We start from the raw sequence: 24,253 nt of genomic DNA on the forward strand, positions 1-24,253 counted from the left end.
TTAAGTGGCTATTTATATCCCGCCGCCTGTAATTGAAAAAGTTTCGCATAACGGCCTGCAGTGGCAAGGAGTTCTGCGTGAGTTCCTCGTTCAATAATATGTCCTTGATCAATAACAAGAATAAGATCGGCGCTACGCACTGTAGAGAAGCGGTGAGAAATTAATATCGCCATTTTATCGCGGCTATGCTCACGAAAGCGGGCAAAAATTTCGGCTTCTGCGGCGGCATCCATAGCGGCTGTAGGCTCATCTAGTACCAAAATATCGGCATTTTCGCGCATGTAAGCCCGTGAGAGAGCAATTTTTTGCCACTGGCCGCCGGAGAGCTCCTGACCATTTTTAAACCAGCGGCCTAGCTGGGTTTGGTAGCCGCTCGCCATATTGGTAATAAACTCATCCGCCATGCCGTGACGTGCGGCGCGCTGCCAGCGCTGTTCGTCGTTAAAGGCGTGGGTGTCGCCTACGCCCAGGTTTTCACCTACTTGCAGCTGATAGCGTACGAAGTCCTGAAAAATCACCCCGGTACGTTCGCGTAGTGCTTGGGTGCTCCAGTCGCGCAGGTCACTTCCATCTAGCAGAATCCGTCCCTGGGTAGGGTGATAAAGCCGTGTTAGCAGTTTGATAAGGGTAGTCTTGCCCGAGCCATTTTCGCCGACTAAGGCCAGGCTCTGCCCAGGGCAAAGGTGAAGCGATATATCGTGGAGCACATCAGCACCACCGGGGTAGGAGAAGCTAACATGTTCAAAGCGTAGCCCGTCGCCGGGCAATACACCCTGGGTTAGCGTACCCTTCTCACCCTCTACCGGTTGTTCCAGATACTCATACAAATTGGACAGATAAAGGTTATCCTCGTACATGCCGCTAATGGCGGTGAGGCTGGCGGAGAGCGCTGCTTGCCCCTGTTTAAAAACCATTAGGTACATGGTCATTTGACCCAGGGTAAGCGCTCCGGCAATCGTTTCAATCACCACCCAAGCGTAAGCGGCGTAGAAGGTTAAGGTACCCAGCAAACCGAGCAGAAACCCCCAGCTCTCCCGGCGCAAGGTTAGGCGGCGATCTTCGGCAAATAGCTGGGTAAAGATATCTCGGTAGCGTTTGAGAAATAGCCCTTCAAGGCCAAACAGCTTGACCTCCTTAATGCTGTCTTCCCGTGCCAGCACCGTTTCTAAATAGATCTGCATACGGGTTTGCGGTGAGCGCCAGCGAAACAACCGAAAGGCATCGCCCGAGAATTTGGCTTCCGAGATAAATACTGGCAGGGCGCCTGCCACCAAGATCAGCAGCGCCCAAGGGGAAAACTGCACTAGCAGCACCCCGAAGCTGCCTAGCGAGATAGCGTTTTGCAGCAGTCCAAAGGTTTTATTCACCAGGGCAAGGGGGCGTGTAGACGCTTCACGGCGTGCGCGCGTGAGTTGGTCGTAAAGCTCTGAATCTTCAAATTGGCTAAGTGACAGCTGGCCGGCTTTCTCCAGAATCATCACATTGACCTTCTGCCCCAGTAATGCGCGCAACAGCGATTGCTGGGCTGAAAGGCCGCGTTGGGCCAGGGCGATGAGCGCAATAATAATGGCTTCAATACCCACCAGTTTTAGCACTGGCGTAATGGACACCAGCAGGTTGGGGTCAGTGGCTGCTTGGTGAGCCTCCATCGCGCTCACCACCCCGTCTACAATTAACTGACCCACCCATGCGGCCACGGCAGGCAGAACCCCTGCGACCAGTGTACACAGCGCTAAGCCCAGCATCATCCAGCGGGAGGTTTCCCAGACCAAGCCCAAGGCCCGGCGACTGTAGCGAAAGACGCCAAAAAAACCGCTCACAGGCGAAGAGGAGGTAGTGTCAGAAGGAGGCATAAAATGACGGGCGATTACCTAGCATAAAAGAACTGCCATGATGCGGGGATTGAGTAAGGATAGCTAGATAACAACCGCCGGTTGCCTTCAACGGCAACGCGGCGGATTAGGTTTAGTGGGGCAGGATCTTGCCAGATAAACGACTTACCAAGGCAATACTGCCCCATCGGTGCGTGGCTCGGTGCCGCCTTGCAGTACACCTGTATCAGGGTTGCGCAGAATGATTTGGCCACGGCCAAAGCTGATGGAATCAGCAACTTTGACGATGTCGTGGCCGCGGCGGGCCAGCGCCAGGGCTAAGTGGTTGGGGAAGTCGGCTTCGACTTCAATGGTTTTGCCTTTGGTCCACTTCCAGCGTGGCATATCGAGCGCTGCCTGAGGGTTGAGCTGATCTTCAAGCATGGCCGTGACTACCTGCACATGACCCTGGGGCTGCATATAGCCGCCCATCACACCAAAAGGCCCAACGGCTTGATTATCTTTGGTGATAAAGCCTGGAATGATGGTGTGATAAGTGCGTTTGCCCGGCGCCAAGGCATTAGGATGCTGCGGATCAAGCGAGAACGACCAGCCACGGTTTTGCAGGCTGATGCCAGTGCCGGGCACCACCATGCCCGAACCAAAGCCTTTAAAGTTGCTTTGAATGAATGACACCATATTGCCTTCATCATCTGCGGTTGCCAGGTAAACGGTGCCCCCCTTGATTGGGTTGCCGTGTACGGGGTCAACGGCCTGCTCGTTGATCAGTGAGGCACGAGATTTTAAGTACTCACCGTCAAGCATCTGCGCAATGCTTGGGCGCATGGCGTCGAGATCGGTAATGTGGGCAAAGCCATCGACATAGGCCAGTTTGGTAGCTTCAATACGACGGTGCAGGATTTCGACCTGATCGCCTCCCGCTTCGCCCAGGTGCTCCAGCATCCCCAATGCTTGTAGTGCAATCATGCCGCTGCCATTGGGTGGGATTTCCCAAATGTCGTGGCCTTTGTAGCGCACGCTAATCGGGTCAACCCACTCTGGCTGATAAGCGGCCAGGTCTTCTTTGCGTAACAAGCCGCCATGCTCCCTGGAAAAAGCGTCAATGGCCTCGGCCAACTCACCCTCATAAAAGGCTTTGGCGTGGGTGTCAGCAATCGCTTTTAGGCTTTTTGCATGGCCTTCAGATCGCCATAGATTGCCTGCTTCCGGTGCTCGTCCTTCGGGGGCGAAAGTATCAAACCAGGGTTTGAAGGCAGCCTCGTCGTAAGCTGAGTAGGTGTTGAAAGCTTCTTTCCACATTTGATGAATCACGGGCGATACCGGGAAGCCCTCATCGGCCAATGCAATCGCAGGTGCTAACAACGCTGCAAACGGCAGCTTACCGAAGCGCTCAGACAGCGCCGCCCAGGCAGCCGGGGCGCCAGGCACTGTGACAGGCAGCATGCCGTGATTAGGAATAGCGTCGTGGCCAAGTGTTTTAAGTGCTTCAATAGTGGCTGCTTGTGGGGCAGGGCCGCTGGCGTTGAGGCCATGTAGCTTGCCGTCGACCCAGACAATGGCAAAGGCGTCGCTGCCGATTCCATTAGAGGTCGGTTCAACCACGGTTAATGCAGCTGCCGTAGCAATGGCAGCGTCAATCGCATTGCCGCCTTGCTGCAATATGCTAATGCCCACCTGGGCGGCTAGCGGTTGTGAGGTGGCCACCATGCCACGCTTGCCGAAGGTTGCCATTCGGCGCGAGGCGCTGGGGTAGTAGAGTGCGTCTTGTTGCATAACAGGTTCCTATTAGAAGAATGTTGTTGACTAAATTTATTTACGCATCAAATGTTCTCTTGCTGGCCGGCGCTCTTTAAGCGCTGAATTTTACGATCTTGATAGAGCGAAAATAGAATAGAAGCGACAGCTAATGCTAAGAAAAGCGCAGAGAGAGGCCGAGTTAAGAACGTTAACCAGCTTTCATTAAGCTCTAAGGCCCGGAATAGTTGGCGCTCAAGATTGTCGCCAAGCACTACGCCAAGTATCAGCGGGGTGAGCGGTACTTCCGCCTTCCAGAGCAGGTAGCCGATGACTCCGAAAATGAATAGCACCCAGATATCGAACAGGTTGTTATTCAAGGCGTAGGCGCCAATGGCACACAGCATTAGCACCACGGGGACGAGGATCTGTTGAGGAATCAGCGATATTTTGGCAAACCAGCGCACCAGCAGCAGGTTGCAAAGTACCATGACAACCGCGCCAATCAGCAGGCTGGCATAAATGGCGCCAACCAATACCGGATTTTGTTCAAACATCATTGGCCCCGGTGTAATGCCATGCAGAATCAGTACGCCCATCATGATCGCCATGGGCAAATCGCCGGGTATCCCCAGCGCCAGTGTGGGTACAAACGCGCCACCCGCCACCGCGCTATTTGAGGCTTCAGACGCCACGATGCCACTCGGGGTGCCGGTGCCAAACTCTTCAGGATGTCGAGAGAATTTCTTAGCCTGGTCGTAACTCAAGAAGTTCGCCACGGTGCCACCCGTGCCAGGTAGCGCGCCCACCAAGCTGCCAATTAAAGAAGAACGCAGCGTATTGAGCTTTTGCCCCGCCATATCTTTGAGTATTTGGCCGTAGGGAATCGTTACATTCGTATCGATTTTTTTAGAATCGCTCTTCTCATCTTTTAGCTTTTCGATATTGCCCAGTAGCTGTGAGAACGCAAAAATACCAATCATCACCGGTAGAATTTCAAACCCTGAACCCAGTGCGGGTAGGCCAAAATCAAAGCGCAGATTGCTGTTGCGGTCATAGCCCACTGTAGTGATTAAAAGTCCCAAAGCCGCGGCCATCAGGCCTTTGAGTAGTGCACCGCTGGAGAGCCCCGCCACAAGCGTTAGGGCGAATACAATCAGTGCGGTGATTTCCCACGGACGAAAGTTCATGCTAAAGCTGGCAATCAGCGGCCCGAAAAAGACGAGCACCGCCACACTGATCAGGGTGCCTAAAAACGAAGCTGCAACACCAATCCCCAGTGCACGGCCAGGCTCGCCTTTCTGCGCCATGGGGTAGCCATCATAAACAGTAGTGATGGAGGAGGGAGTGCCGGGGATGCCGAGCATTACGCCCGATACAATTCCGCCTGAGTAGCCGCCCACAAACACACCGACCATCAACGAGACCCCACTCACCGGATCCATAGCAAAAGTGAAAGGGAAGACCACCAGGATGGCCATGGTGACGGTGAAACCAGGAATGCTGCCGCCAATAATCCCAAACAACACTCCGATAACGATCAGGCCCAAAACCGATGGCGTGCCGACCTCCGCGAGCGCCTGGAGGAAAAAGTTAGTCATTATTTACTCCACAGGTTAAGGCAGCCATACATTCAGGCCGTAGCGGAAAACCACAAAAATCACCAGCGTTAGGGTGAAACTGAGAGTGAGATTAATGATCCACTTGCGTCGTGTATTGGTGCCCATCAACAGGGCAAGAGAGGTGACTAAGAAACCTATCGTGGCCGCGATATAACCCACTAAGGGGAGCAACGCGGCATAAAGTCCAAACAGAAGGAATAGCGCGACTATAGTGCGTCGGCTCTTAAACCAATCTGTGAGAAGCTGTTTTGCGCCCGCACGCTCAGGCACTTTTACTAATAATGAGCGCACCAAAATCATTAACGACAGCCCCCCGATCACTACCAATAAAATTCGTGGGAACAGCGCCGACCCATAGGGCTGCCAACTGGTAGGAGGCGCAATGCTGCCTGATTCCATCCACATGACGGCCACAATCAAGAGCAGTACCAGCGCCAAGGCGCGGTCTTTCGTTAGTGTAAGCATTAGCGATGCCTCCGGATGGCTCTAGCCCAAGTAGCTAGCCCAAGTAGCTACGAGGGCTAGAGGGATGCGTCCTCAGTTCTGGAAATCGATGTTTTCGGCAGCAGCAGAGAGGGCCGCTTCGTTGTCATCCAAGAACGCTTGATAATCATCACCCGCTAGAAATCTCACCACAGAGCCAAATTCATTCTCGATACGGCTTTGTACCTCTTCATTCTCAAGAGCCTGCTCGTATGCATCAGCGATGGTGTCGAGAACTTCTTGAGGTGTGCCTTTGGGAGCAAAAATACCACGGCTAGTGGAGTGATCCATCTCAATGCCTTGTTCGCGCAGGGTGGCCACATCCGGCATGCTATCGAGACGCTCCGGATGAGCGATGCCTAGAGCGCGGAAGGTGCCGTCCTCAAAGAACGCGCCGCCCGAGGGAAGGTTGAACATTGCGAAATCAACCTCCTCCGCCATTAGAGCCGATACCTGCTCTCCGGTATCTGGGTAACCCACTAAGCGTACATCTGCCATATCGATGCCCGTTTCCTGGAAGAACTGCGCCCAGAAGAAGTGGTCAGTGGAGCTGGGGATCATGCTGAAACGCACTTGGCCTGGGTTTTCGTGAACAAAGTCAGCTATTTCGTCGGCGCTCTGCACCGGATGATTGGCATGGGCGGTTGGAATATTGATGGTTTGGGTGAGCAGTGCGATGGGTTCGAAGGCATCAAACGAGTAGTCGACGGTGCCCGCTAGTTTTGAAAGCGCAATGGTGTCATGGCTGCCAAGCAGCGTGTAGCCGTCGGGATCAGCATCTTTTACGTTACGTGACCCTAATGTTGCCCCTGCGCCTGCCATATTGACGGGAACGATGGACTCTCCAAGGTTCTTCTCGGCTTCCTGAGAAATCAGCCGGAAGAGTATGTCAGTTGCTCCCCCCGGGCCGTAAGGGATGATCAAGCGTATATCCTGCTCAGGATAGTCAGCGTGAGCCGTGGTGGTGAACGCCATACTAGACGCAAGTCCGATGGCCGCTAGTGTAGTGCTTAGAGTAAATGTTGAACGCGTCATTCTTATACACCTTTATAGATTAGGGTTGGTGTTGTGGGATGCCGCTTTTACTGCGGCGCCGTTGTGAGCGCGTGGTCCCGTTGTCGGGTTCTTGTTGTCTTACAAAAGCACCTGCAAGTGCGTGTTAGCCGAGAAGTAAGGCTCCATAAACCAGGGCGCCCATGACCACAAAGGCGGGATGTGTTTTGAAGCGAATCAGTGCAATAGCCGCCACTACACCAATAATCAGCGTGTGGATAGCACCGCTGCTGTCGAGGCTTTCGAGCAGAAACCCCAAGGTCAGCCAAGCCATCATCATGGCGATAACTGGGCGAACCCACTGGCTCATGCGCTTAACGCGAGGTGAGTCACGGTGGCGGTACAGCAGCCCCAGTGCGCCTAGCATCAAGAGCAATGTGGGGATAACAGTAGCGGCTACGGCGATGAAAGCGCCACCAGCCCCCGCTACTTCATAGCCCACATAGCCCGCCATTTTGGTGGCGATGGGGCTGGGTAGCGCATTGCCTAAGGCTAATGTTTCCGCGAAGGCCTGAGACGTCATCCAGCCATAACGGCCCACCACTTCCGCCTCAATCAGTGGGATAATGGCTGGGCCGCCGCCGTAACCAATGATGTTAGGAATAAAAAACGCTAAAAAGAGATCCCAGTAAATCATGCTGTCCCCTCCGCTTTTTTCTTACCGTTAGGGCGTAGCAGGGCGGCAACGAGAATGGCGCCAATCACCCAACCTGGGTGAATGCCGAGCCAGTAGATTAGCCCGGCGGCTATCATGGCCATGGCAATACTGACCAGCCAGCCAAGGGCGGCCTTGGATTTATCGAAAAAGTCCCAGGTTAGCTGCGCCATCATGACCATAACGACAGGTACTACCGCCTGGCCCATGCCGCGAATCCATGCCACATCGCGGTAGCGGCTGAAAATGCCTAACATAACAATCATCGCCACGATCATCGGCACTATGATGGCAATAACGGCGGCGATACAGCCGATGACACCGCCTACACGGTAGCCAATATAGCCGGGCATTTTGGTGGCAATGGGACCCGGTAGGGTATTGCCAATTGCCAGCACGTCGGCAAACTCTTCATCGGTTAGCCAGTGGTGGCGGGTAACGACTTCGGCGCGCACTAAAGGAATCATGGCCGGGCCACCGCCGAAACCAAAAATGCCGATACGGAAGAAGGCCCAGAACAGTTGCCAGGTAACGGCGGGTGGTTTCATGGACGCATATCCCGTACAGCCGATGAGGAGATTAAAAACATACCCGAGCCTTATTTATCGTTTGTAGATTAAAAAATCGATTATCTTGTCTAAAATAGAATATAGGTAGTGCTCGATCCGACGTCAACAGTGAATATGGAATGGACAGCAGGAGCTGAGATGCATAAAGGACATCGTCATGAATAACTCTTTACCTAAGTCAGCAGGGCCCGCTGGGCTAGCCGGGACAGCATCAAGCCGTGTATTTGATAATTTGCGCAAAGATTTAGTCGGCGGGCGTTTTGTTGCCGGCGAAAAGCTCGCGATCAATGCGCTTAAAGATCGCTACCAGGTCGGTTTAAGCCCGTTACGTGAAGCGCTCAATAAACTGGCGGCTTATGGATTGCTGGTGCAGGAGAACCAGCGTGGCTTTCGGGTGCCGAAGCTGTCCAGGGATGAGCTGGACGATATTGCCCAAATGCGCTTGGAAATGGAGGGAATGGCGCTCGAGCGGGCTATCGCTAACGGCGACTCGCTTTGGGAGGCCGATTTGTTGGCCGCCGCGCATCGCCTGAAGCGGGCCGATATTACCTTGGATAAAGGCGAGGAGTGGGAGCATCTGCATACCCAGTTTCACCGTACGTTGGTAGCGCCGTGTGGGTCGGTCTGGCTACTACGCTTTATTGAGCAATTGCATGATCAGTTTGACCGCTACCGGCGTCTGGGGCCAAAAATGCCGACGATTCGCCAGGAACTGGATGAACAGCATCATCAACTCGTGGAGCTGGCGCTGCAGCGTGATGCTAAAGCGGCGCGCGAATTAATGGATGACCATATTCATAAATCTTACGAAGTCGCCCTGAAGCGTTACCAAGAGCACGTATAGTGCGTAAACCAACATGAGTCACAAACATTCGCTGTTAACAGTTGATAAACTGCTGTCCACGGTCTGTCGGCTATCGCCGATCTAATGGAGCAAAGAGGGTGCTATGCACGCAGATAACCAACACGCAGATAAACAAGTAACGGCGCAAACCCTGCACTGGGTGCGCACCTTCATTGTGGCGCATGATATTTGCCCGTTCGCTCAGCGGGAGCTCGCGCGCGATGCCGTCCGTGTTGAGGTAGTGCGCTCCAAGAAAATCGAAGTGGCGCTTGAGGAGTTAATGGTCGAGGTGCAGTGGCTGGACGAGCACCCAGAAACAGAAACCACGCTGCTGGTATTCCCAACGCTGTTCAAAAGCTTTGATCACTACCTGGATTTTGTTGAGCTAGCTGAAAGCCTTCTTGTCGACCAAGGGTACGAAGGGGTCTATCAGCTCGCCACTTTTCATCCTGACTACTGCTTCGATGGGGCTGAGCCCGATGACGCCGCTAACTATACCAACCGCTCCCCCTACGCCATGGTGCATCTGCTACGCGAAGAGAGTGTCGAAAAAGCGATTGAGTTTTACGGCGATACCGACGCTATCCCTAAGCGCAATATTGCTAAGTTAACGGCGATGGGCAGCGAAGCCGCTGAGCAGCAGTTGCAGCACTGTTTTGACGCGGGTAGCTAGGGTGATGGAAGATCGAGCTGATACTTGCCTTTAGCTTTGGCAACATACTGCAAGCCTCAATGGCAAAAGGGCCAGCCGAGCTGGCCCCGAAGTGTGGCCTAAAACTCCTCCCAATCGGGCGTGGTGCTAGGCAATTGTTTAGATGGGTAAGCGCGAGTCGCTGCAAACGTCTGCTGTGAGCTAGTGACGGCGGGGCTTTCCGTACCACTGTTGGTCACGCGCTTCAGTTTGAAGGTGGTGACTAACTCGGCCAAACGAGAGGCTTCATCCTGGAGTGATGCAGATGCCGTGCTAGTCTCTTCAACCAATGACACATTTTCCTGGGTGGCGGAATCCATCTGAGAAACTGCCGTACTCACTTGGCTAATGCCTGACTCTTGCTCTTTTGCGGCGAGCGCAAGCTCTTGCATCATTTCCGTCACTTTACGAATGGCCTCGTTAATTTCCGCCATATCATGGCCATTTTTCGCTGCTTGTTCCGCCCCCACCACAATACGCTGCGAGATATCTTCAATCATGGTGCGTATTTCTTTCGAAGAGGTGGACGTTTTTGTGGCTAATGAGCGAACTTCACTGGCCACCACTGCAAACCCTCTGCCATGTTCGCCTGCCCGGGCAGCTTCCACCGACGCATTCAGCGCCAGGATATTGGTTTGAAAGGCGATAGAGTCAATCACCTGAACAATATCGTGGACTTTGAGGGAGGTTTCTTCCAGTTCGCGCATCAGTAGGCTAGTGCGCTCAGAGGCCTGTTTGCCGGTATTCGCCTGTTGTGCTGCGTCTTGGGTTAGCTGTTGCGCTTGACCAGCGGTGTCCGCGTTCTGCCGCACAATCGATGAAATTTCATCCATACTCGCGGCGGTTTGCTGCAAAGCCGCGGCTTGTTGTTCGGTACGTGAGGCGAGGTCTTGGCTGCCGCTAGCGATTTGCTTGGAACTAGAGGCGACGGCTTCGCTACTTTGATTGAGTGTGCCAATCATCTCTTCCAGACGCTCTTGCATATCCTCCATGGCACTATAAAGGCGGCCGATCTCGTTACGTCCTAGAGTGTCAATATGGCTGGTCAAATCCCCCTTGGCGATGTTTTCACAGATGCGAACCGCACGCTGGAGTGGATTAATAACGAGCCGATTAATCATTATTTGTACCACAATGTAGAGCACTATGGCCGTTAAGATAAGAACGCCCACGGTGATACCAAACATAACGCTGTCGTGCTGGGCCTCCGAGTAAACTTGATTGCCTCTGCTGAGTGCGTAATCATTGAAATGACTGATCGCAGTGCTGAAACTTGAAAATTTCTGATTGATGGAATTCCTATATTCATCAAGAGCCTCATAACGATCATTAGCCAAATCGTTCCTTAGTTCGTCAGTGACAATAAGGTTGTAGCTATCGACAATGTCAGCAATAAGTGGGCGACGCTCGGAATCAACCGGGAGCTTAAGGCCTGAGAGCTCTGCAATACGCTGGTCGGATCTCTGCAAACTCTGCAGCGCTTCCCCTAGTGCCCGCTCTGCATTGTTTTCGTTACCAGCCTGGTAGTGCTGGGACATACGCTCTAACCTTACCCGAACCTCCATTAGGTTTGTTTCTGCACGGTTAGCAGCACTCGCCTGCTGAGCGCTTATCTCATTAATTTCTGCTAGCAGTTGCGCTGCCTCGCGCTCTTCCATCACGCCCATACCACCCAGCACTATGATCATCGCTAAAAGCACGATCAATGCTCCGGCAATCACTCTCTTAACGGATATATTTTGCATTGATACTCCTCCAATACTCCCCGCACCTGTATTGATGCTTAAGGGAGCTTTAGAAGGTATCAATTACTTGTTGACTTAGCTGGTTAATTAAGTTGTTTTTAATGTATTATATTTTTAAATGCTTAATCGTTATAAAATTGTATAGTTAAATGTTTGCTTGTTTTTTTGCAAGCGTTATAGAGGCCTTTTTTTGGAAAATAAGAGGCTTTTTTGGATGCTTGTAGTCGATTATTTAAGGAGGTGTTTGCTTCTCATGGTAGAAGGGAGAGGCGATAAGAAAAAAGAAAAGCCTGAGCTAAGGGTGTAAACCCCCTAACTCAAGCCAATGCCTTTAATCGTTATTTTAAATGTAACGGTTAAAGTGTCTTATGCATCACATAGGTATCGACAAACCCAAGGCGCGCATGACGGTAGGCATTAGGAACGGTACCGACAATGCTAAACCCAAGTTTCTGCCATAAGGCGACGGCGACCTCATTGGTGGCGACCACGGCGTTGTACTGCATGGCTAAAAAACCCAGTTCCCGTGCCTGTTGTTGGGAATGTTCACACATGGCACGCGCTACGCCTTTGCCCCGTGCGGCAGGGGTGACCATATAGCCACAGTTGCATATATGGCCACCAGGGCCTGCCGCGTTGGCTTTTAAGTAGTAGGCACCCAGCACTTGGCCATTTTCATCTTTGGCAACCACACTCGCATTAGGCGTTTTACACCATAGCTGACGGGCAGCTTCAAAGCTGATATCGGGATCAAACGCATAGGTTTCTTGCGCTGCGACAATGGCTTGGAAAGTTGGCCAGAAAGCAGCAAAATCGTCATCCTTCATTGGAGAGAAAGCGAGTGTGGTCATAGTATCCTGTACAGCGAAGCGCTTAACGGGCTGCCTCAGCCACAATTTCGTAGCTACGCAGGCGGTCAGCGTGGTTATAAAAATCGCTATTAATCATAAGCTCATCGGCGCCAGTGCGCGCTTGGAACTCCTCTAGCTCCGCTTTCACCGTCTCTGGCCCACCAATAATCGCCGCGCCTAAAAACTGGCTGACTTGGGCCTGCTCAACCGGGGACCAATCCAGTTGCTCAACCGGTGGCTGTGACTGAGTTGGCTTGCCGCGGATCAGGTTTAAAAACTTCTGCTGCGCGGTCGTGGCCAGGTAGTGAGCCATTGCGTCGCTCTCTGCGGCCATCACCGGTAGGCCGACCATGGCGTGGGGCTTGTCGAGGTGTTGTGATGGACGGAAGTTGTCGCGATATAAGCGCAGGGCTTCAAATAAATAACCCGGCGCAAACTGAGCAGCAAACGCAAAGGGTAGGCCCAGCTTAGCCGCCAGCTGTGCGCTGTAGCCGCTGGAACCCAGTAACCAAATAGGCACATGGGTACCCTGGCCAGGCACCGCTTTCACACGCTGTTGGGGCTCTGCATCGGCTAAGTAGCTGCGCAGCTCGTTAAGCAGTTGTGGAAAATCGTCGACCCCCGCATGGGCGTTGCGCCGCATCGCCTGCATGGTGGCGCCATCCGAGCCCGGCGCACGTCCTAAGCCCAGGTCAATACGGCCAGGGTAGAGCGTTTCCAGGGTGCCGAACTGCTCGGCAATCACTAGCGGCGGATGGTTAGGCAGCATAATGCCACCGCTACCTACGCGGATAGAGGACGTTTGCCCAGCAATATGACCGATCAATACAGAGGTCGCTGCACTGGCGATACCGGCAATATTGTGGTGCTCGGCGAGCCAGTAACGGGTAAAGCCTAGCTGCTCGGTTAATTGTGCAAGGGCAACGCTATCGCGGAAGGTCTCAGCGGCGCTGCCGCCCTGGCGGATGGGTGCCAGGTCGAGGACGGAAAGTGCCGTGGAAGCGAGTTGGCTCATGGGTCACCTGCAAATTAATTCGTGGGCGCGTAGAGTGGAAAAATTACTTAGCGCGCTTGGTAATTACACGTTATGCGGCCAGTGCAGGTGAATTACAAGGTGCCGACTATTCAGGTGACGGATATACAGGTTCGCTGACTCCTCACTCCTCACTCCTCACTTAAAGGCGGAGTAGGGCGAATAAGAATTTCATTCACATCGACATGGGCAGGCTGAGCCAGCGCGTAAACTACCGCATTGGCAATGTCGCGATCCTCTAAGGCATGGGTCGGCGGTTCATCAAAAAAGGGCGTGTCGACCATTCCCGGTTCGATCAGCGTCACACGCATACCGGTACCGCGCAGCTCTTCGCGCAGGTTGTAGCCGATTCCCGTGACCGCCCATTTAGTTGCGCTATACATAGAGCCTGGTATGGTCGTGCGGCCTGCGGCTGAGCCGGTCAGCAGTACATGGCCTTTACTACGTCTCAGTGCGGGCAAGCAGGCTTGAATAGTCAGTCCCACGCCATAGATATTGGTCAGGATCATCTCGCGCCATGCGTCGTGGTCAGCTTCGCTAAAGCCGCCGGGTGAGCCGCCACGGCCAGCGTTGGCAAAGACGGCATCCAGCCGACCAAAGGTTTCCAGTGCCTGCTCGACCATGGCCTGTTGCTGCTCCATGTTGGTCACGTCTAGCTCGCAGGTCAGCACGTTTTCCGGCCCCAGCTCTTGAGCAAGTGCGGTGAGTTTGTCGCTAGAACGGGCGGCCAGCACCAGTTTGTAGCCTTCACGTGCGGCTGCTCGGGCGGTGGCTGCGCCAATGCCGCTGGATGCGCCGGTAATTAATAGCACGCCGTTATGCATGGGGTGCGCTCCTTGCTCGTTTAGACAGTTAAGTCTTAAGCATGGCTAACCTCATGCCATCCTGCAAACATCCCTTGATCCGCCAGGTACGGCACTGCTCATTAATCATTAACGGGAATGCCCATCAGCGTTAGGTTTTAGCATCTTTACGCTTTAGCATCGCTGAGAGATCCAGTATTGCTTGGGCCATATCCGCCATGCTTTTGCTCTGATCCATCGAGGTTTTACGCAGAAAGCGGTAGGCCTCTTCTTCGCTCATGTCCTGGTGGGCCATGATCAGCCCTTTGGCGCGTTCAATCAGTTTGCGTTCACGCAGCGCTTTACGGGTATTCTCCAACTCATCGCTAAGCCCCTGCAAACGGCTGGCCTGGGCTTGGGTGAGTTCAATTAGCGAGCGGCCTAATGGTGAGGTGAGGGCGTTGGCGGTCAGATCGCCTAACGGTTGCCCATCATTAAGCGCCAGCAGTTGTTCGCACGGCGCAGGTGCATAAGTACAATGCTGCGTTTTAGTTTTCTCTAAAGCGTCTTGCGCTTGGGCGATTTTGCGGTGACAGAGTACGCTCAGCTGTGAGATCAGCGCATCTTCAACCCTTTTCATTGAGTCGATACGCAGGGTGGTCAATTCGTACCAGGTTTCACCCAACGTATCAGGTGTCTGTTTGGAGTGTGATGGCGTTGTCGATGAGCGCTGGCAGGCGATGTCACGCAGTTGGCAAATACCCGACAGCGTGCGTGGTGAAAGCTCCTTTTGCCATGCCTGTTGCGCTTCAGGTGTCGCGAACTCTACAAAGGTGTCAAAGCAGCGCTGTTGATCCGACATTAGCTGGTTGAGCAAGGCACGATGAGGCTCGTCGAAGTGGCCATGAGTGAAGCCAAAGGCGCCGCAGGCGCGCTCCTGGCCCGCCAGCTCTTTGCCCTGCATCAAGTGGAAAATGGCCACTAGCGTGCGGGTAATATCAGGGTCGATAGAGGTATCTGCGGCTTCAAACACAATGGCTAGAAGCCCGCTAGTCAACTGGTTAAACGCCTGGGTCGCTGCATCGGGCGTGATGGCAAAGGTGTCGATGGCCTGGCGAAGCGCGCCAAGTTCGTCGAGGGCGGACCAAACGGCGGCAATCCGGCGCAGTAATCGCGCGGCGGCCTGAGGGCGGGCCTCCTCGCTGAGCGCTTCCAGCCGTTGACGCATTAATGCCTCAGCCTGCTGGCTGTGCTGCCGGTAGGTGTCGCGGCGGGTTTTGAAGCGTTGACCCTGGGAAACCAGGTAAATCGTCGAGGCGCCCCGTTCACGCTGGAGCATATGAATAAAGCGGCTAATATCACCGACTATATCGGCGGTGGTGGCAAGGTGGGTAAGGTTGTCGATATCGCAACGGATGGCGGTTAAGAGCAGTTGCTGCGCTGAAGACATAGAAATTTTCCTTGATGACTCGCCGCCTAAATGTAAACACTCCCCTACTGTTATTCTCCCATACCCTTCATAGGCGTATGGGAGTGAACAGCAACGTAGGGGAGTATGAGTGTACTGGAAAGCATTTAACGTAACGACAGAGCGCCTGCACCTACGTCATCACCCACCGCGTCGCGGTAGGCTTTGGCCTCTTCGGCTTCGGTTGCATCGCTAAAGCGTACCAGCAACACGCAGGAGGCCAAAACCAGTACCGTGAGGCCTAAATAGAACAGGCCTTGTTGATACGTTAGGCTTTCACTGCGGAACAAAAATGCTGCGCCTACCGCGCCCACGTTACCGCCAGCGCCAACAATACCCGCAACGGCTCCCAAGGCTTTTTTATTGATAAACGGCACCACGCCGTAGGTAGCGCCTTCTGCCATCTGTACAAATAGACTGAACACCAGCATGATGCCTATCGCAAGGCTCAATACGTGCATCTGTGAGAACGCCACCAAGGCAATACCTTCGCAAACCAAGGCAATAAACAGCCAGCGAACGCGTCCTTTCAAGCCCCCTTGCTTGGCGAAAAGGTCTGAGAAAACGCCCCCAAGGGTGCGCGCAAAAATATTCATTAACCCGAACAAGCCAGCAATCAGGCCAGCGGTGGCCAGGGTAAGGTCAAACTTATCGAAGAAGTAGATGGCGGCAATGTTGTTGATCGTCAGCTCCACGCCAAAGCAGAGGCCATAAACGACGAACAGCGCCCAAACACGAATATCCTTGGCGGCGGCGAGAAAGCTTTGCGCGGCACCGTTTTCACCTGAAGCTTCAGGCAGTTCGCCGCGTGCGCGGAGTTCGCTGAAGTTACCATTGGGCGCATCTTGAGTGAAGAACCAGTAGCCAATACCGGTAAAGAACATCACGACGCCAGGTACCATCATCGCCAAACGCCAGCCAAAGGCTTCGTTAACGCCCAGCATCAGCATGCCGGAGAAGATCAGCGGCATCAGAATTTGTGTCGTGCCGCCACCTAAGTTGCCCCACCCCGCGCTGGTAGCGTTGGCGGTGCCAACCACATTGGGGGCGAACATCATCGAGGTGTGGTACTGGGTAATGACGAAGGAGGCGCCGATGGCTCCAATGGCCAAGCGTGCCAATAGAAAAGTTTCAAAGCTATCGGCCAAGCCAATGCCCATCACCGGGATAGCCCCTAGCAACAGTAGCCCGGTGTAGGTTTTACGCGGGCCGATGCGGTCGCACAATACGCCAATCGCAAGGCGTACAATGACGGTAATCGCCACCGAAGCGATAATCGTATTGCCGATTTGTGTTTGAGTCAGCGAAAGGTCTTCGCGAACGATCGCCATAAGAGGGGCGATGCCGAACCAGCCGAAAAAGCAGATATGAAACGCGAACCATGAAAAGTGGAAAGCGCGCATTTGAGGGGTCGAGAAGTTGAATAACCGAATGCGGTTGGCTTTATTGCGTATGTCCATGGGATGGCCTCACGGGGCATAAAACGAGTTGATCGCTACGCAACGCAAACGAGTTAGCGCGTTACGTAAACAATTGACGAGAACATGCCTTCATCGTTGAAGGTCAGGCTCGACGCACTCGTACCCAGTTGGGCCTGGTCCACGCCTACCACCACTGGTAGGAGTTATGCAGGTAGTTTGCCAGTTGATTGTTTGTTGATAAAAATCAAAATGTTAATTTATTTTTGCTGAACATGTGAGAACTGAAAGACCAACCGTATGCTGCATGATTGGGCATGCAGTGCGCATTTTGCGGCATCTTGGTGCTGGAGGAGTTTTAAACAATGGTGATTTATGATGCCGGTTATTCATGTAAATAGACGGCGTCTATATCCAGTGTGGAGTGGCTACCGATGGCCTCGAAGTGCTCGCTTAACCAGCGTTCGGCGGCGGCTTGGCCCTGTTCACATAGATGACATAAGAAAGGCCACTCGGAATTGGATTTGCTAGAGACCGAGAGCTCCTCAAGGGCCTGCTCACCGCTGATACGGTGGAACAGAGCCTGCTGATAACAGTTTTCAATGCCCTGCTCATCAAGGGCGTGCTTAAGTAGTGCGATCATGCGGATCTCTTTAATCAGTGCTGAATTAAAGGTGATCTCGTTAAGGCGGTTCATAATCGCCGACGCTGAGGTGGGTACTTCATTACGGCTGATAGGGTTAATTTGTATTAGTAGGATGTCCCGCGCGCTGCACTCTTCCATGAGAGGGAACAGCGCTGGATTACCCATATAGCCACCATCCCAATACGCTTCGCCGTCGATCTCCACCGCCTGGAACACAAAGGGTAAGCAGGCGGAGGCCATCACGGCGTCAACGCTCATCTCTTCACGACGGAACACGCGCTGTTTGCCCGTACGTACATTGGTGGCTGCCACAAACAGCTTGAGCTGCTGGCATTGTCTCACCCGCTCGAAATCAATGTGATCGGCCACGATATCGCGCAGCGGATTTATGTTGAGTGGGTTGAGTTGGTAGGGGGAGGCCACTCGGCTTAACAGATCCATGGCAACAAAGCCGGGCGAGTGATCCAGGCTCCAGTTGCCGGTTAAGATATCCATGGGAGAGCGGCGGATGGGGCTGGCCATGCCTGCTCGGCTCACTGCTTGCCAAAAATCGTGCAGTGCTTGCCGAGCGGTCTCTTTATCACCTCGTGTCAGCGCATCGGCCATCACCACGCCGTTCATCGCTCCGGCGCTGGTACCGCTGATACCTTCAATTTCAATACGATCATCGGCCAGTAGGCGATCAATGACCCCCCAGGTATAGGCTCCGTGAGCGCCGCCGCCTTGTAACGCGAGGTCTAGCTTTTTGACCTGTGCCATATGCTTTTTCCTATTGTCACTAGTGAGAATAGTGATTGCAGTGGAAACAGCATGGCATAAGCAGCTAGAGAAGACGAAAGGCTATTTAGCGGGCAGCTCTATGATGGGCGCTTAAGGCGCCCCTGCTAGCGGAGAGCGATGGCTGGTTGAGTAGGGCGCCTCGAATATGGCGTGCTCCATAAGTTTGTCCAGCTGACGGGCAAGCTGCTGGCTGGCCTCTTCCATTACGCCTAAGGCAGCCAGTTGGCCATTGCGGTCGCCCAGGCGGGCAAACTTAAGTGCTTCAGCACCGCTGTCGTGCATACGACGATGGGGCGCCGCTAGCGCTCGATAAGCGTCGCTGCGTGCGTAGCGTTGGTAACCCTCTCCCTGTTGATGCCAGCGGCCTAAACGGCACTGGTGGTGATCCTCTAAGGGAGTATCTGTGTTGGCAGACAGTAGCTGCTTATAAAGTCTGCACTTCCACACCGCATGATCAAGCTTAGCGGAGTGTAAAAATGCAGCGGTGGCGCTGTGATGAATCACCTTGTGCATATGCTGGGATTGGTCAGCCAGTTGATGCACTGCCTGCTTGGCTGTTTGCGCCGAGAGGGCAATCTCATCGTCAGCCAAGCGCTTTTTCACCACGGCCCGTGAGTGCTCTCTTACCTGGCAATTCACTTGTTCCATCAGCAGGCTGAGTTGGTGGCTCAATCGATGCATCGTAAGTGCTAAGCGGTGAACGTCATCAGCAATGGCTGCTAACCCCGGCGATGGCTGGGTTGCGGCGTCAGTGCTGCCAAGTAGACCTTGGCTATGGGCCGTTTCGAGCGCCGTGCTAACCGCTAGCGCTTGGGCGTGGCCCGCACTGCGTGCAAGACCGACCTGCATTTGGCTTAGGGCGTGTAAGGTTTTGGCGAGGACTAACGGGGGTAACGCTTCGGCATGCTCTGTGTCGTGGCAACGCTGATCAAAGGCATTGATCGCGTGTTCAGCCGCGGCAATCAAATTAACTGTCTCCGTTAGAGTAGCGCGCTCACCCGCCAACTGGTCGGCGTACTCTTGAATGCCGCTATTCAGAGAAGCCAGCATATCGGCTCCTCTTGCTTGCAGCATGCCGATGGAGTGCGCTGGTTTCATCAGGCTTAACAGGCGGCCGCTGGGAGACGGGGTAGCAGCGTCAAGCTGAGCGCGTAAGTCGGCGATTTCCTGTTCCAGGCGATGAATTTTTTGATATGGGTGCATAAAGGTGAACATGGCAGAGACACCTACGGCAGATAGCAACGTTTTGTGTTGATTTGTCACAAAGTATTGCAGAGAGTTCAGCTGTGCGCATGATTTAGCTGCCGTGAATGATGAAAATGAGCTATTGGTTGCCTGCAAGACTGAGGTTGTTAACGCTTATGCTTATTAAAAGCCCGGACATTAGCGCCGGGCAAGCTGTGCGGCGGCAGCTGTGCAGCCTAGAAAGGCTGAGGTGGCAAGCCACTCGGCATCAGGATAATAAGCGAACACGTACTGATCCTCTTTTAGACTGTCAATCAGCGGGTACGTCACGTCTTCACGTACCGCCGGGCAGCCATGGCTGCGCCCGAGCCTCCCGGTTTGGGTAATAAACGCGTCACTCACATAGTCAGCGCCATGGATCACAATCGCGCGCTCGAACGCCAAGTCATTAACATTGGGCTCCAGTCCCTCTAGTCGTAGCGAATAGCCGTTGCGGCCATAATAGCTGTTCATAGTACGAAATAGACCAATGCTGGACTGGTGGCTGTCGGGGGTGTTGGAAAACGTTTCGGCTTGGGCGTCGCCGGAACCTTGGCCGTGGGAGACCAGCTCTTCGAAGAGCAGCTTATGCTGGCGCAAATCAAATACCCATAGGCGCGGCTCGGTAGATGGCAGGGAGTAATCGATCACTGCCAGACGCTCGGCATTAGGTTCGGCGCAGTTAAGGGCTTGAGCGGCTAAGCGCAGTGCGTCGGGTGATGCCTGAGGGGCGAGCTGCTGCAACTGGTGGTTTAAAGGCAATACGCCGGAAGGTGGCGTTGAATCAACTTGGGCAAAGAAACTGGCGGCGTGTAGCGGTAATGTAAATAATGTAAAAGGTAAGGAAAATAATAACGTGGCAACATTTAATCGAAGAGCCATAAAAGTCGATCCTACAAGCAATATCAGTCATTATGAAGATTAGCCGACTAAGATAAAAAAACAGGGTCGGCGATGTGGAAGACTATAGTAACGCAAGGAGAGGGCGATGAACGAGATACTGCCACTAAGACGATGGGCGATAGGGGTCGCTCTAGGTCTAACGCTTACCCACAGCCCTTTAGGCATCAGCACTGTTTATGCGGATTCAGTGCCGTTACAGCAGGCGCTGACTCAGCAGTTAAGCACGGTGGAAGCGCATCAGCTCCCCATCGCTGAGTTTTACCAGCTGCGCGATGGTCAGCCCGCCTGGCAGACAGCCAGGGCGGTTGAATCATTGGTAGCAGCACTTAACAGCCTGGAAATCGACGGTCTTACACCCGATGATTATCACGCTGACACGCTGCTGGATGAATTTCAGCGCAGTCAGGCAGGCGATGAAACCGCTCAGGCGTCGTTTGATGCTAAAGCAACTCGGTCGCTGCTGCTGGCGCTGGATCATTTAGAGCGCGGCAAGGTGAACCCGCGTGATGTCGAGTCCCAGTGGGATGCGCCGCGTCCTGAACGTGGCTACTCGCTGCTGCGGGTTGTGCATGCCGTCGATGACCTGGCGCTTGAAAACGCCATGGCGTTGGCCCGCCCCTCATCCGCCGAATATCAGCAGTTGCGCGCTACATTGAAGAAGCATTATCAATTGGCTAACTTGGGCAGCGTGCCCTATCTAGACGCTCGGGATGAGTCGCTGCGCCCAGGTGACGAAGCCGACGATGTAAGCGTGCTGCGCCAACGTTTAGCGCTCTGGGGGGAGGCGGAGTTACAGGTGGCCGATAGCAGTGCTTATCCTATGATTGGCGTGCAGGCGGCGTCTAACCGCCGCACCTTTGACGCCCCGCTAGAGGCCGCTGTGAGGCGTTTTCAACGCCGCCATCTACTGCAGGAAGATGGCGTGGTGGGCGAACAAACCCGTTTGGCCTTGAACACTTCGGTGGCGGCGCGAATCGACCAACTGCGGGTCAATCTAGAGCGCGCGCGCTGGATTCGTCCGATGCAGTCTGCCGAGCCACGGGTGTGGGTCGACATTGCCGGCTACCGGATGCACTACGTGCGGCCTAACGGCCAGCATTGGGATGCCCGGGTGGTGGTCGGTTCATCGCGCCGTGAGACGCCGATTATTCACTCCACGATCAGTCATTTAACCATTAACCCTTCCTGGACGATCCCGCCGACCATTATGCGCGAGGATGTGTTACCCCAGGTACGTGCCGATATCGATTATTTGGCGCGTAAAAACATCCAGGTGATTAGTCTGTCGGGTGAGCAGTTGGTTGCTGAGGAGATTGACTGGCAGCGCCCCGGCGGCGTTATGCTGCGTCAAGTGGCGGGCTCAGGTAACCCACTAGGCCGTGTCGTGGTGCGGTTTCCCAACGATGACATGATCTATTTGCACGATACCCCCGCGCGGGGGTTATTCCAGCGTGAACAGCGTGCGCTCAGTTCGGGCTGTATTCGGGTTGAAGGTGTAGCTGAGCTAGCCCAGATGCTGCTGCAAGACACCGGCAGTCGTTACCAAATGAGTACGCTATTGAGTGGCGGGAGCGATCGCAACGTGAGTTTGACCCAGCGTATTCCCATTGCGCTGCACTATTTAACCGCGTGGCCGAATGCCGAAGGCGAGGTAGAGTTTAGGCCTGACATCTACCGCCGCGATGCTACGCTACTGGCCGCGTTGCAGCGTCCGGTTTAAGCATCTGAAAAGTTAACATAGCGCACTTCAACGTAAAGCACCGCCCGAGGGCGGTGCTTTACATATAAGCGTTCGTGATTGCTGGCGAAGTGCTAGTCGTCGCTTTCCTGCTGATAGTTAGCCACATTAACCGGCCCTGTTTCACCGCTTTCCAGTGTGGCCAGTATCGGTGCGGCCTGGGTTTGGAAGGCAATAAGCGTGTCGCCGCTCAAGCTGGTGTTTTCGGGCAGAGGGACGGTCATCGCATTCACCGGCGAATTGTTAACGATGACTTCATAGTGCAGGTGAGGGCCAGTGCTACGGCCTGTATTGCCTGAAAGGGCAATGCGCTCGCCCATGGTCACTCGTTCACCTTGCTCAACCAACGGCCGGGAGAGATGCAAGTAGCGCGTCCGGTAACCATTGTCGTGGCGGATAACGACATAGCGACCAGCGGCGTGATGGTTACTCACACGCTCAACGACACCATTGGCGGGAGCCGTTACCGGTGTGCCAATAGGCATGGCAAAATCGGTGCCGTTATGGGGGCTGGTGCGGCCAGTCACAGGGTGCTTACGACGTGGATTGAAGCTGGAGCTTAAGCGGTAACTGCCTTCAAATGGGTGGCGGGAAAAGGCAGGATCCAGGCTGCCGCCTTCAGGCGTATAGAAATTATCGTCGCTGGCATTACGTACAACGGTTAAGTCCATGCGTTCGCCGTCGTAATGAACCGCCAACACGCGGGAATCCAGCGTTTCCCCATCAATCATGTCTGACTCAACCAGCACCTGGAAGCGGTCACCGCGGCGGCTGTCACGCCGAAAATCGAGTTTCTTCTCAAGCAGCTTGGTTAGTTCTGTTACCGAGCCGCTGTTCAAACCTGTCGCCTGAGCGGAACGCGCGAAACTACCGCTGACGCTACCCGCATAGAGGCGCTGAACAGGCTCGCCTTGGCGTTCAATTGTGGTGATGGCGAAGTGGTCTGCATCTTTCTCCAACAATATGCCATCACGGGTGTTTTTCATCATGCGTAGCGATAACAAACGCCCATCTTCATCCAGCTGGTAATCAAAGCTGTGTCCGGCGCGCCAGTTCGTTAGCATGCGCTGATCGGGTAAATCCTCAAGCAGGGCCATCACTTCGCTGTAGCCCAAACCTAATTCATTCTGCGCCAATACGGCAAAGGTTTCGCCGGATTCGACAATGTGTGTTTCCCACTCAGGCACAAACGGCTGTTCTGCTGCCAGCTCTAAATCGAGAAAGGAGATATCACCGAACAACTCAACGCCATAATCCTCATAAGAGGTAGCGTCGGCAATTTCGACGGAAGAGCTGCTGTCTACAGCATCCAGCATGCCGCTAGCCAATGTGCCTAGCACAATGGCCATATGCAGCGCACCGTCATCGAGTCCACCGCTTTCCAGTGCTGCGGTATTAAGCGTTGGTGCCTTAAGTGATGCGGTATTCAGTACCGTTACATCGCCGCCCAAAGCTGGCTGATTCGCCATGTCGGCCTCTGCGCTGGCAATCACGTCAAGATCAACGATTTCGGTTGCTGTCAGCTCGCTGAGGGGGATGTTTTCGCGGGTTGCGTCGAGGGCGCGTGAGGCGCGGTCGATCGCATCTGCCACCGGGGTGCGTTCTTGACGCAGGGAGGGAACGCCCGGAGTAGAATCACTTGGAAGCGGTACCAGCACGCTTTCAAGCGGTGTATGCGGTTGATTTAAATCTTGGTATGTCGTCAATAATTTTTGTGTGCCCAGCACAGTGACCATTGTGGCCACGGGTAACAGTAATAATTTATGCGTGCGAGGCAGCGAATGAAGGATTCGCAACATGGGTAAATGGACCGCCGAGTTCGTGATTAAAATTAACTATTAAGTGAATAAACCCAGAAACCATACCCCATGAGGACAGGGGTGCATAGACTGTATGCCTATACATAAAATGTAATTAAACGCAAAAATAGCCATATCAAGCGGAGATTACTATTTATAAACAGCGTTTGCTAACAAATGTAACCCATAAAGCGTGCTAACTAAATAACCTGTGCTAACTATAGACAAAAACTAAGCTTCTTGAAGTTCAGATATAACAAGTGTCGAGTATTTGTGCGCTCATGGGGCGTTGAGTGCCTTTTCGCCTGTTGCCAGCGGCTATTCTCAAGCATTTTAAAAGCATGGGCGGAAGTGTTGGCTATTTCCTGGCATTCTAGCCATGT

Annotated in this window: 20 protein-coding genes; 3 read left to right on the forward strand and 17 right to left on the reverse strand. The window is 53.8% G+C overall.

Annotated features, from left to right (window positions below; genetic code table 11):
* Positions 1-8: 8 nt before the first annotated feature.
* The 7 genes from ACT3UM_RS09190 to ACT3UM_RS09220 all read right to left on the reverse strand — a co-directional run bounded on the left by ACT3UM_RS09190 (position 9) and on the right by ACT3UM_RS09220 (position 7,927).
* Entirely contained in the window at positions 9-1,853 is a 1,845-nt protein-coding gene (locus ACT3UM_RS09190) for an ABC transporter ATP-binding protein (RefSeq protein WP_498898100.1), read from the reverse strand.
* A 144-nt stretch (positions 1,854-1,997) separates the two neighbouring features.
* Positions 1,998-3,605 (reverse strand): gamma-glutamyltransferase family protein, encoded by a 1,608-nt coding sequence (locus ACT3UM_RS09195; protein ID WP_498898102.1) that lies wholly within the window; start codon positions 3,603-3,605, stop codon positions 1,998-2,000.
* Between the two features lie 47 nt (positions 3,606-3,652).
* Positions 3,653-5,167, reverse strand: coding sequence for a tripartite tricarboxylate transporter permease (locus tag ACT3UM_RS09200; RefSeq protein ID WP_498898104.1), 1,515 nt, complete (start codon positions 5,165-5,167; stop codon positions 3,653-3,655).
* A gap of 15 nt (positions 5,168-5,182) precedes the next feature.
* On the reverse strand, positions 5,183-5,653 hold the full coding sequence (locus tag ACT3UM_RS09205; RefSeq protein ID WP_498898106.1) for a tripartite tricarboxylate transporter TctB family protein: 471 nt from the start codon (positions 5,651-5,653) through the stop codon (positions 5,183-5,185).
* A gap of 72 nt (positions 5,654-5,725) precedes the next feature.
* The gene (locus ACT3UM_RS09210; RefSeq protein WP_498898108.1) at positions 5,726-6,706 is read right to left on the reverse strand and encodes a Bug family tripartite tricarboxylate transporter substrate binding protein; all 981 of its coding nucleotides are present in this window, start codon (positions 6,704-6,706) and stop codon (positions 5,726-5,728) included.
* 124 nt (positions 6,707-6,830) lie between these two features.
* Positions 6,831-7,361, reverse strand: a complete 531-nt coding sequence (locus ACT3UM_RS09215; RefSeq protein ID WP_498898110.1) for a chromate transporter — start codon at positions 7,359-7,361, stop codon at positions 6,831-6,833.
* Positions 7,358-7,927, reverse strand: coding sequence for a chromate transporter (locus tag ACT3UM_RS09220; protein WP_498898112.1), 570 nt, complete (start codon positions 7,925-7,927; stop codon positions 7,358-7,360). Before ACT3UM_RS09220 ends, ACT3UM_RS09215 begins: the two co-directional genes overlap by 4 nt.
* Before the next feature lie 178 nt (positions 7,928-8,105).
* Between ACT3UM_RS09220 and ACT3UM_RS09225 the strand changes: the two genes are divergently transcribed.
* Positions 8,106-8,792: a GntR family transcriptional regulator gene (locus tag ACT3UM_RS09225; RefSeq protein ID WP_498898114.1), complete on the forward strand. Its 687-nt coding sequence runs from the start codon at positions 8,106-8,108 to the stop codon at positions 8,790-8,792.
* 103 nt (positions 8,793-8,895) lie between these two features.
* Positions 8,896-9,465, forward strand: coding sequence for a DUF1415 domain-containing protein (locus tag ACT3UM_RS09230; protein ID WP_498898116.1), 570 nt, complete (start codon positions 8,896-8,898; stop codon positions 9,463-9,465).
* Positions 9,466-9,563: 98 nt separating this feature from the next.
* Here the strand turns inward: ACT3UM_RS09230 and ACT3UM_RS09235 are convergent, their stop codons facing one another.
* The 9 genes from ACT3UM_RS09235 to ACT3UM_RS09275 form a co-directional block, all read right to left on the reverse strand.
* A complete protein-coding gene (locus ACT3UM_RS09235) occupies positions 9,564-11,228 on the reverse strand; it encodes a methyl-accepting chemotaxis protein (protein ID WP_498898118.1) in 1,665 nt (554 codons plus the stop codon).
* 356 nt (positions 11,229-11,584) lie between these two features.
* Entirely contained in the window at positions 11,585-12,079 is a 495-nt protein-coding gene (locus ACT3UM_RS09240) for a GNAT family N-acetyltransferase (RefSeq protein ID WP_498898120.1), read from the reverse strand.
* A 22-nt stretch (positions 12,080-12,101) separates the two neighbouring features.
* On the reverse strand, positions 12,102-13,094 hold the full coding sequence (locus ACT3UM_RS09245) for an LLM class flavin-dependent oxidoreductase (RefSeq protein ID WP_498898122.1): 993 nt from the start codon (positions 13,092-13,094) through the stop codon (positions 12,102-12,104).
* 149 nt (positions 13,095-13,243) lie between these two features.
* Positions 13,244-13,936 carry an SDR family oxidoreductase gene (locus tag ACT3UM_RS09250; RefSeq protein ID WP_498898124.1) on the reverse strand — a complete coding sequence of 231 codons (693 nt, stop codon included), beginning with the start codon at positions 13,934-13,936 and terminating at the stop codon, positions 13,244-13,246.
* Between the two features lie 130 nt (positions 13,937-14,066).
* Positions 14,067-15,344 carry a nitrate- and nitrite sensing domain-containing protein gene (locus ACT3UM_RS09255; RefSeq protein ID WP_498898126.1) on the reverse strand — a complete coding sequence of 426 codons (1,278 nt, stop codon included), beginning with the start codon at positions 15,342-15,344 and terminating at the stop codon, positions 14,067-14,069.
* 125 nt (positions 15,345-15,469) lie between these two features.
* Positions 15,470-16,822 (reverse strand): NarK family nitrate/nitrite MFS transporter, encoded by a 1,353-nt coding sequence (locus ACT3UM_RS09260; RefSeq protein ID WP_035577204.1) that lies wholly within the window; start codon positions 16,820-16,822, stop codon positions 15,470-15,472.
* 343 nt (positions 16,823-17,165) lie between these two features.
* A complete protein-coding gene (locus tag ACT3UM_RS09265; RefSeq protein WP_498898128.1) occupies positions 17,166-18,185 on the reverse strand; it encodes a patatin-like phospholipase family protein in 1,020 nt (339 codons plus the stop codon).
* Positions 18,186-18,296: 111 nt separating this feature from the next.
* On the reverse strand, positions 18,297-19,421 hold the full coding sequence (locus ACT3UM_RS09270; RefSeq protein ID WP_498898130.1) for a CZB domain-containing protein: 1,125 nt from the start codon (positions 19,419-19,421) through the stop codon (positions 18,297-18,299).
* A 168-nt stretch (positions 19,422-19,589) separates the two neighbouring features.
* Entirely contained in the window at positions 19,590-20,312 is a 723-nt protein-coding gene (locus tag ACT3UM_RS09275; RefSeq protein WP_498898132.1) for a murein L,D-transpeptidase catalytic domain family protein, read from the reverse strand.
* A 106-nt stretch (positions 20,313-20,418) separates the two neighbouring features.
* Here ACT3UM_RS09275 and ACT3UM_RS09280 point away from each other — a divergent pair, with 106 nt between their 5' ends.
* The gene (locus tag ACT3UM_RS09280) at positions 20,419-22,053 is read left to right on the forward strand and encodes a L,D-transpeptidase family protein (RefSeq protein ID WP_498898134.1); all 1,635 of its coding nucleotides are present in this window, start codon (positions 20,419-20,421) and stop codon (positions 22,051-22,053) included.
* A 92-nt stretch (positions 22,054-22,145) separates the two neighbouring features.
* Here the strand turns inward: ACT3UM_RS09280 and ACT3UM_RS09285 are convergent, their stop codons facing one another.
* A complete protein-coding gene (locus ACT3UM_RS09285) occupies positions 22,146-23,870 on the reverse strand; it encodes a peptidoglycan DD-metalloendopeptidase family protein (protein ID WP_498898136.1) in 1,725 nt (574 codons plus the stop codon).
* Positions 23,871-24,253 lie beyond the last annotated feature (383 nt).

It is taken from the genome of Halomonas sp. AOP13-D3-9, from assembly GCF_052379125.1.
Lineage (GTDB): Bacteria > Pseudomonadota > Gammaproteobacteria > Pseudomonadales > Halomonadaceae > Vreelandella.

Coding starts and splice junctions, on each gene's coding strand:
- ACT3UM_RS09280 (WP_498898134.1), top strand. CDS start 20,419: ATGAACGAGATACTGCCACTAAGACGATGGGCGATAGGGGTCGCTCTA.
- ACT3UM_RS09195 (WP_498898102.1), bottom strand. CDS start 3,605: ATGCAACAAGACGCACTCTACTACCCCAGCGCCTCGCGCCGAATGGCA.
- ACT3UM_RS09270 (WP_498898130.1), bottom strand. CDS start 19,421: ATGTTCACCTTTATGCACCCATATCAAAAAATTCATCGCCTGGAACAG.
- ACT3UM_RS09235 (WP_498898118.1), bottom strand. CDS start 11,228: ATGCAAAATATATCCGTTAAGAGAGTGATTGCCGGAGCATTGATCGTG.
- ACT3UM_RS09265 (WP_498898128.1), bottom strand. CDS start 18,185: ATGGCACAGGTCAAAAAGCTAGACCTCGCGTTACAAGGCGGCGGCGCT.
- ACT3UM_RS09220 (WP_498898112.1), bottom strand. CDS start 7,927: ATGAAACCACCCGCCGTTACCTGGCAACTGTTCTGGGCCTTCTTCCGT.
- ACT3UM_RS09240 (WP_498898120.1), bottom strand. CDS start 12,079: ATGACCACACTCGCTTTCTCTCCAATGAAGGATGACGATTTTGCTGCT.
- ACT3UM_RS09230 (WP_498898116.1), top strand. CDS start 8,896: ATGCACGCAGATAACCAACACGCAGATAAACAAGTAACGGCGCAAACC.
- ACT3UM_RS09245 (WP_498898122.1), bottom strand. CDS start 13,094: ATGAGCCAACTCGCTTCCACGGCACTTTCCGTCCTCGACCTGGCACCC.
- ACT3UM_RS09210 (WP_498898108.1), bottom strand. CDS start 6,706: ATGACGCGTTCAACATTTACTCTAAGCACTACACTAGCGGCCATCGGA.
- ACT3UM_RS09215 (WP_498898110.1), bottom strand. CDS start 7,361: ATGATTTACTGGGATCTCTTTTTAGCGTTTTTTATTCCTAACATCATT.
- ACT3UM_RS09255 (WP_498898126.1), bottom strand. CDS start 15,344: ATGTCTTCAGCGCAGCAACTGCTCTTAACCGCCATCCGTTGCGATATC.
- ACT3UM_RS09205 (WP_498898106.1), bottom strand. CDS start 5,653: ATGCTTACACTAACGAAAGACCGCGCCTTGGCGCTGGTACTGCTCTTG.
- ACT3UM_RS09190 (WP_498898100.1), bottom strand. CDS start 1,853: ATGCCTCCTTCTGACACTACCTCCTCTTCGCCTGTGAGCGGTTTTTTT.
- ACT3UM_RS09200 (WP_498898104.1), bottom strand. CDS start 5,167: ATGACTAACTTTTTCCTCCAGGCGCTCGCGGAGGTCGGCACGCCATCG.
- ACT3UM_RS09225 (WP_498898114.1), top strand. CDS start 8,106: ATGAATAACTCTTTACCTAAGTCAGCAGGGCCCGCTGGGCTAGCCGGG.
- ACT3UM_RS09275 (WP_498898132.1), bottom strand. CDS start 20,312: ATGGCTCTTCGATTAAATGTTGCCACGTTATTATTTTCCTTACCTTTT.
- ACT3UM_RS09250 (WP_498898124.1), bottom strand. CDS start 13,936: ATGCATAACGGCGTGCTATTAATTACCGGCGCATCCAGCGGCATTGGC.
- ACT3UM_RS09285 (WP_498898136.1), bottom strand. CDS start 23,870: ATGTTGCGAATCCTTCATTCGCTGCCTCGCACGCATAAATTATTACTG.
- ACT3UM_RS09260 (WP_035577204.1), bottom strand. CDS start 16,822: ATGGACATACGCAATAAAGCCAACCGCATTCGGTTATTCAACTTCTCG.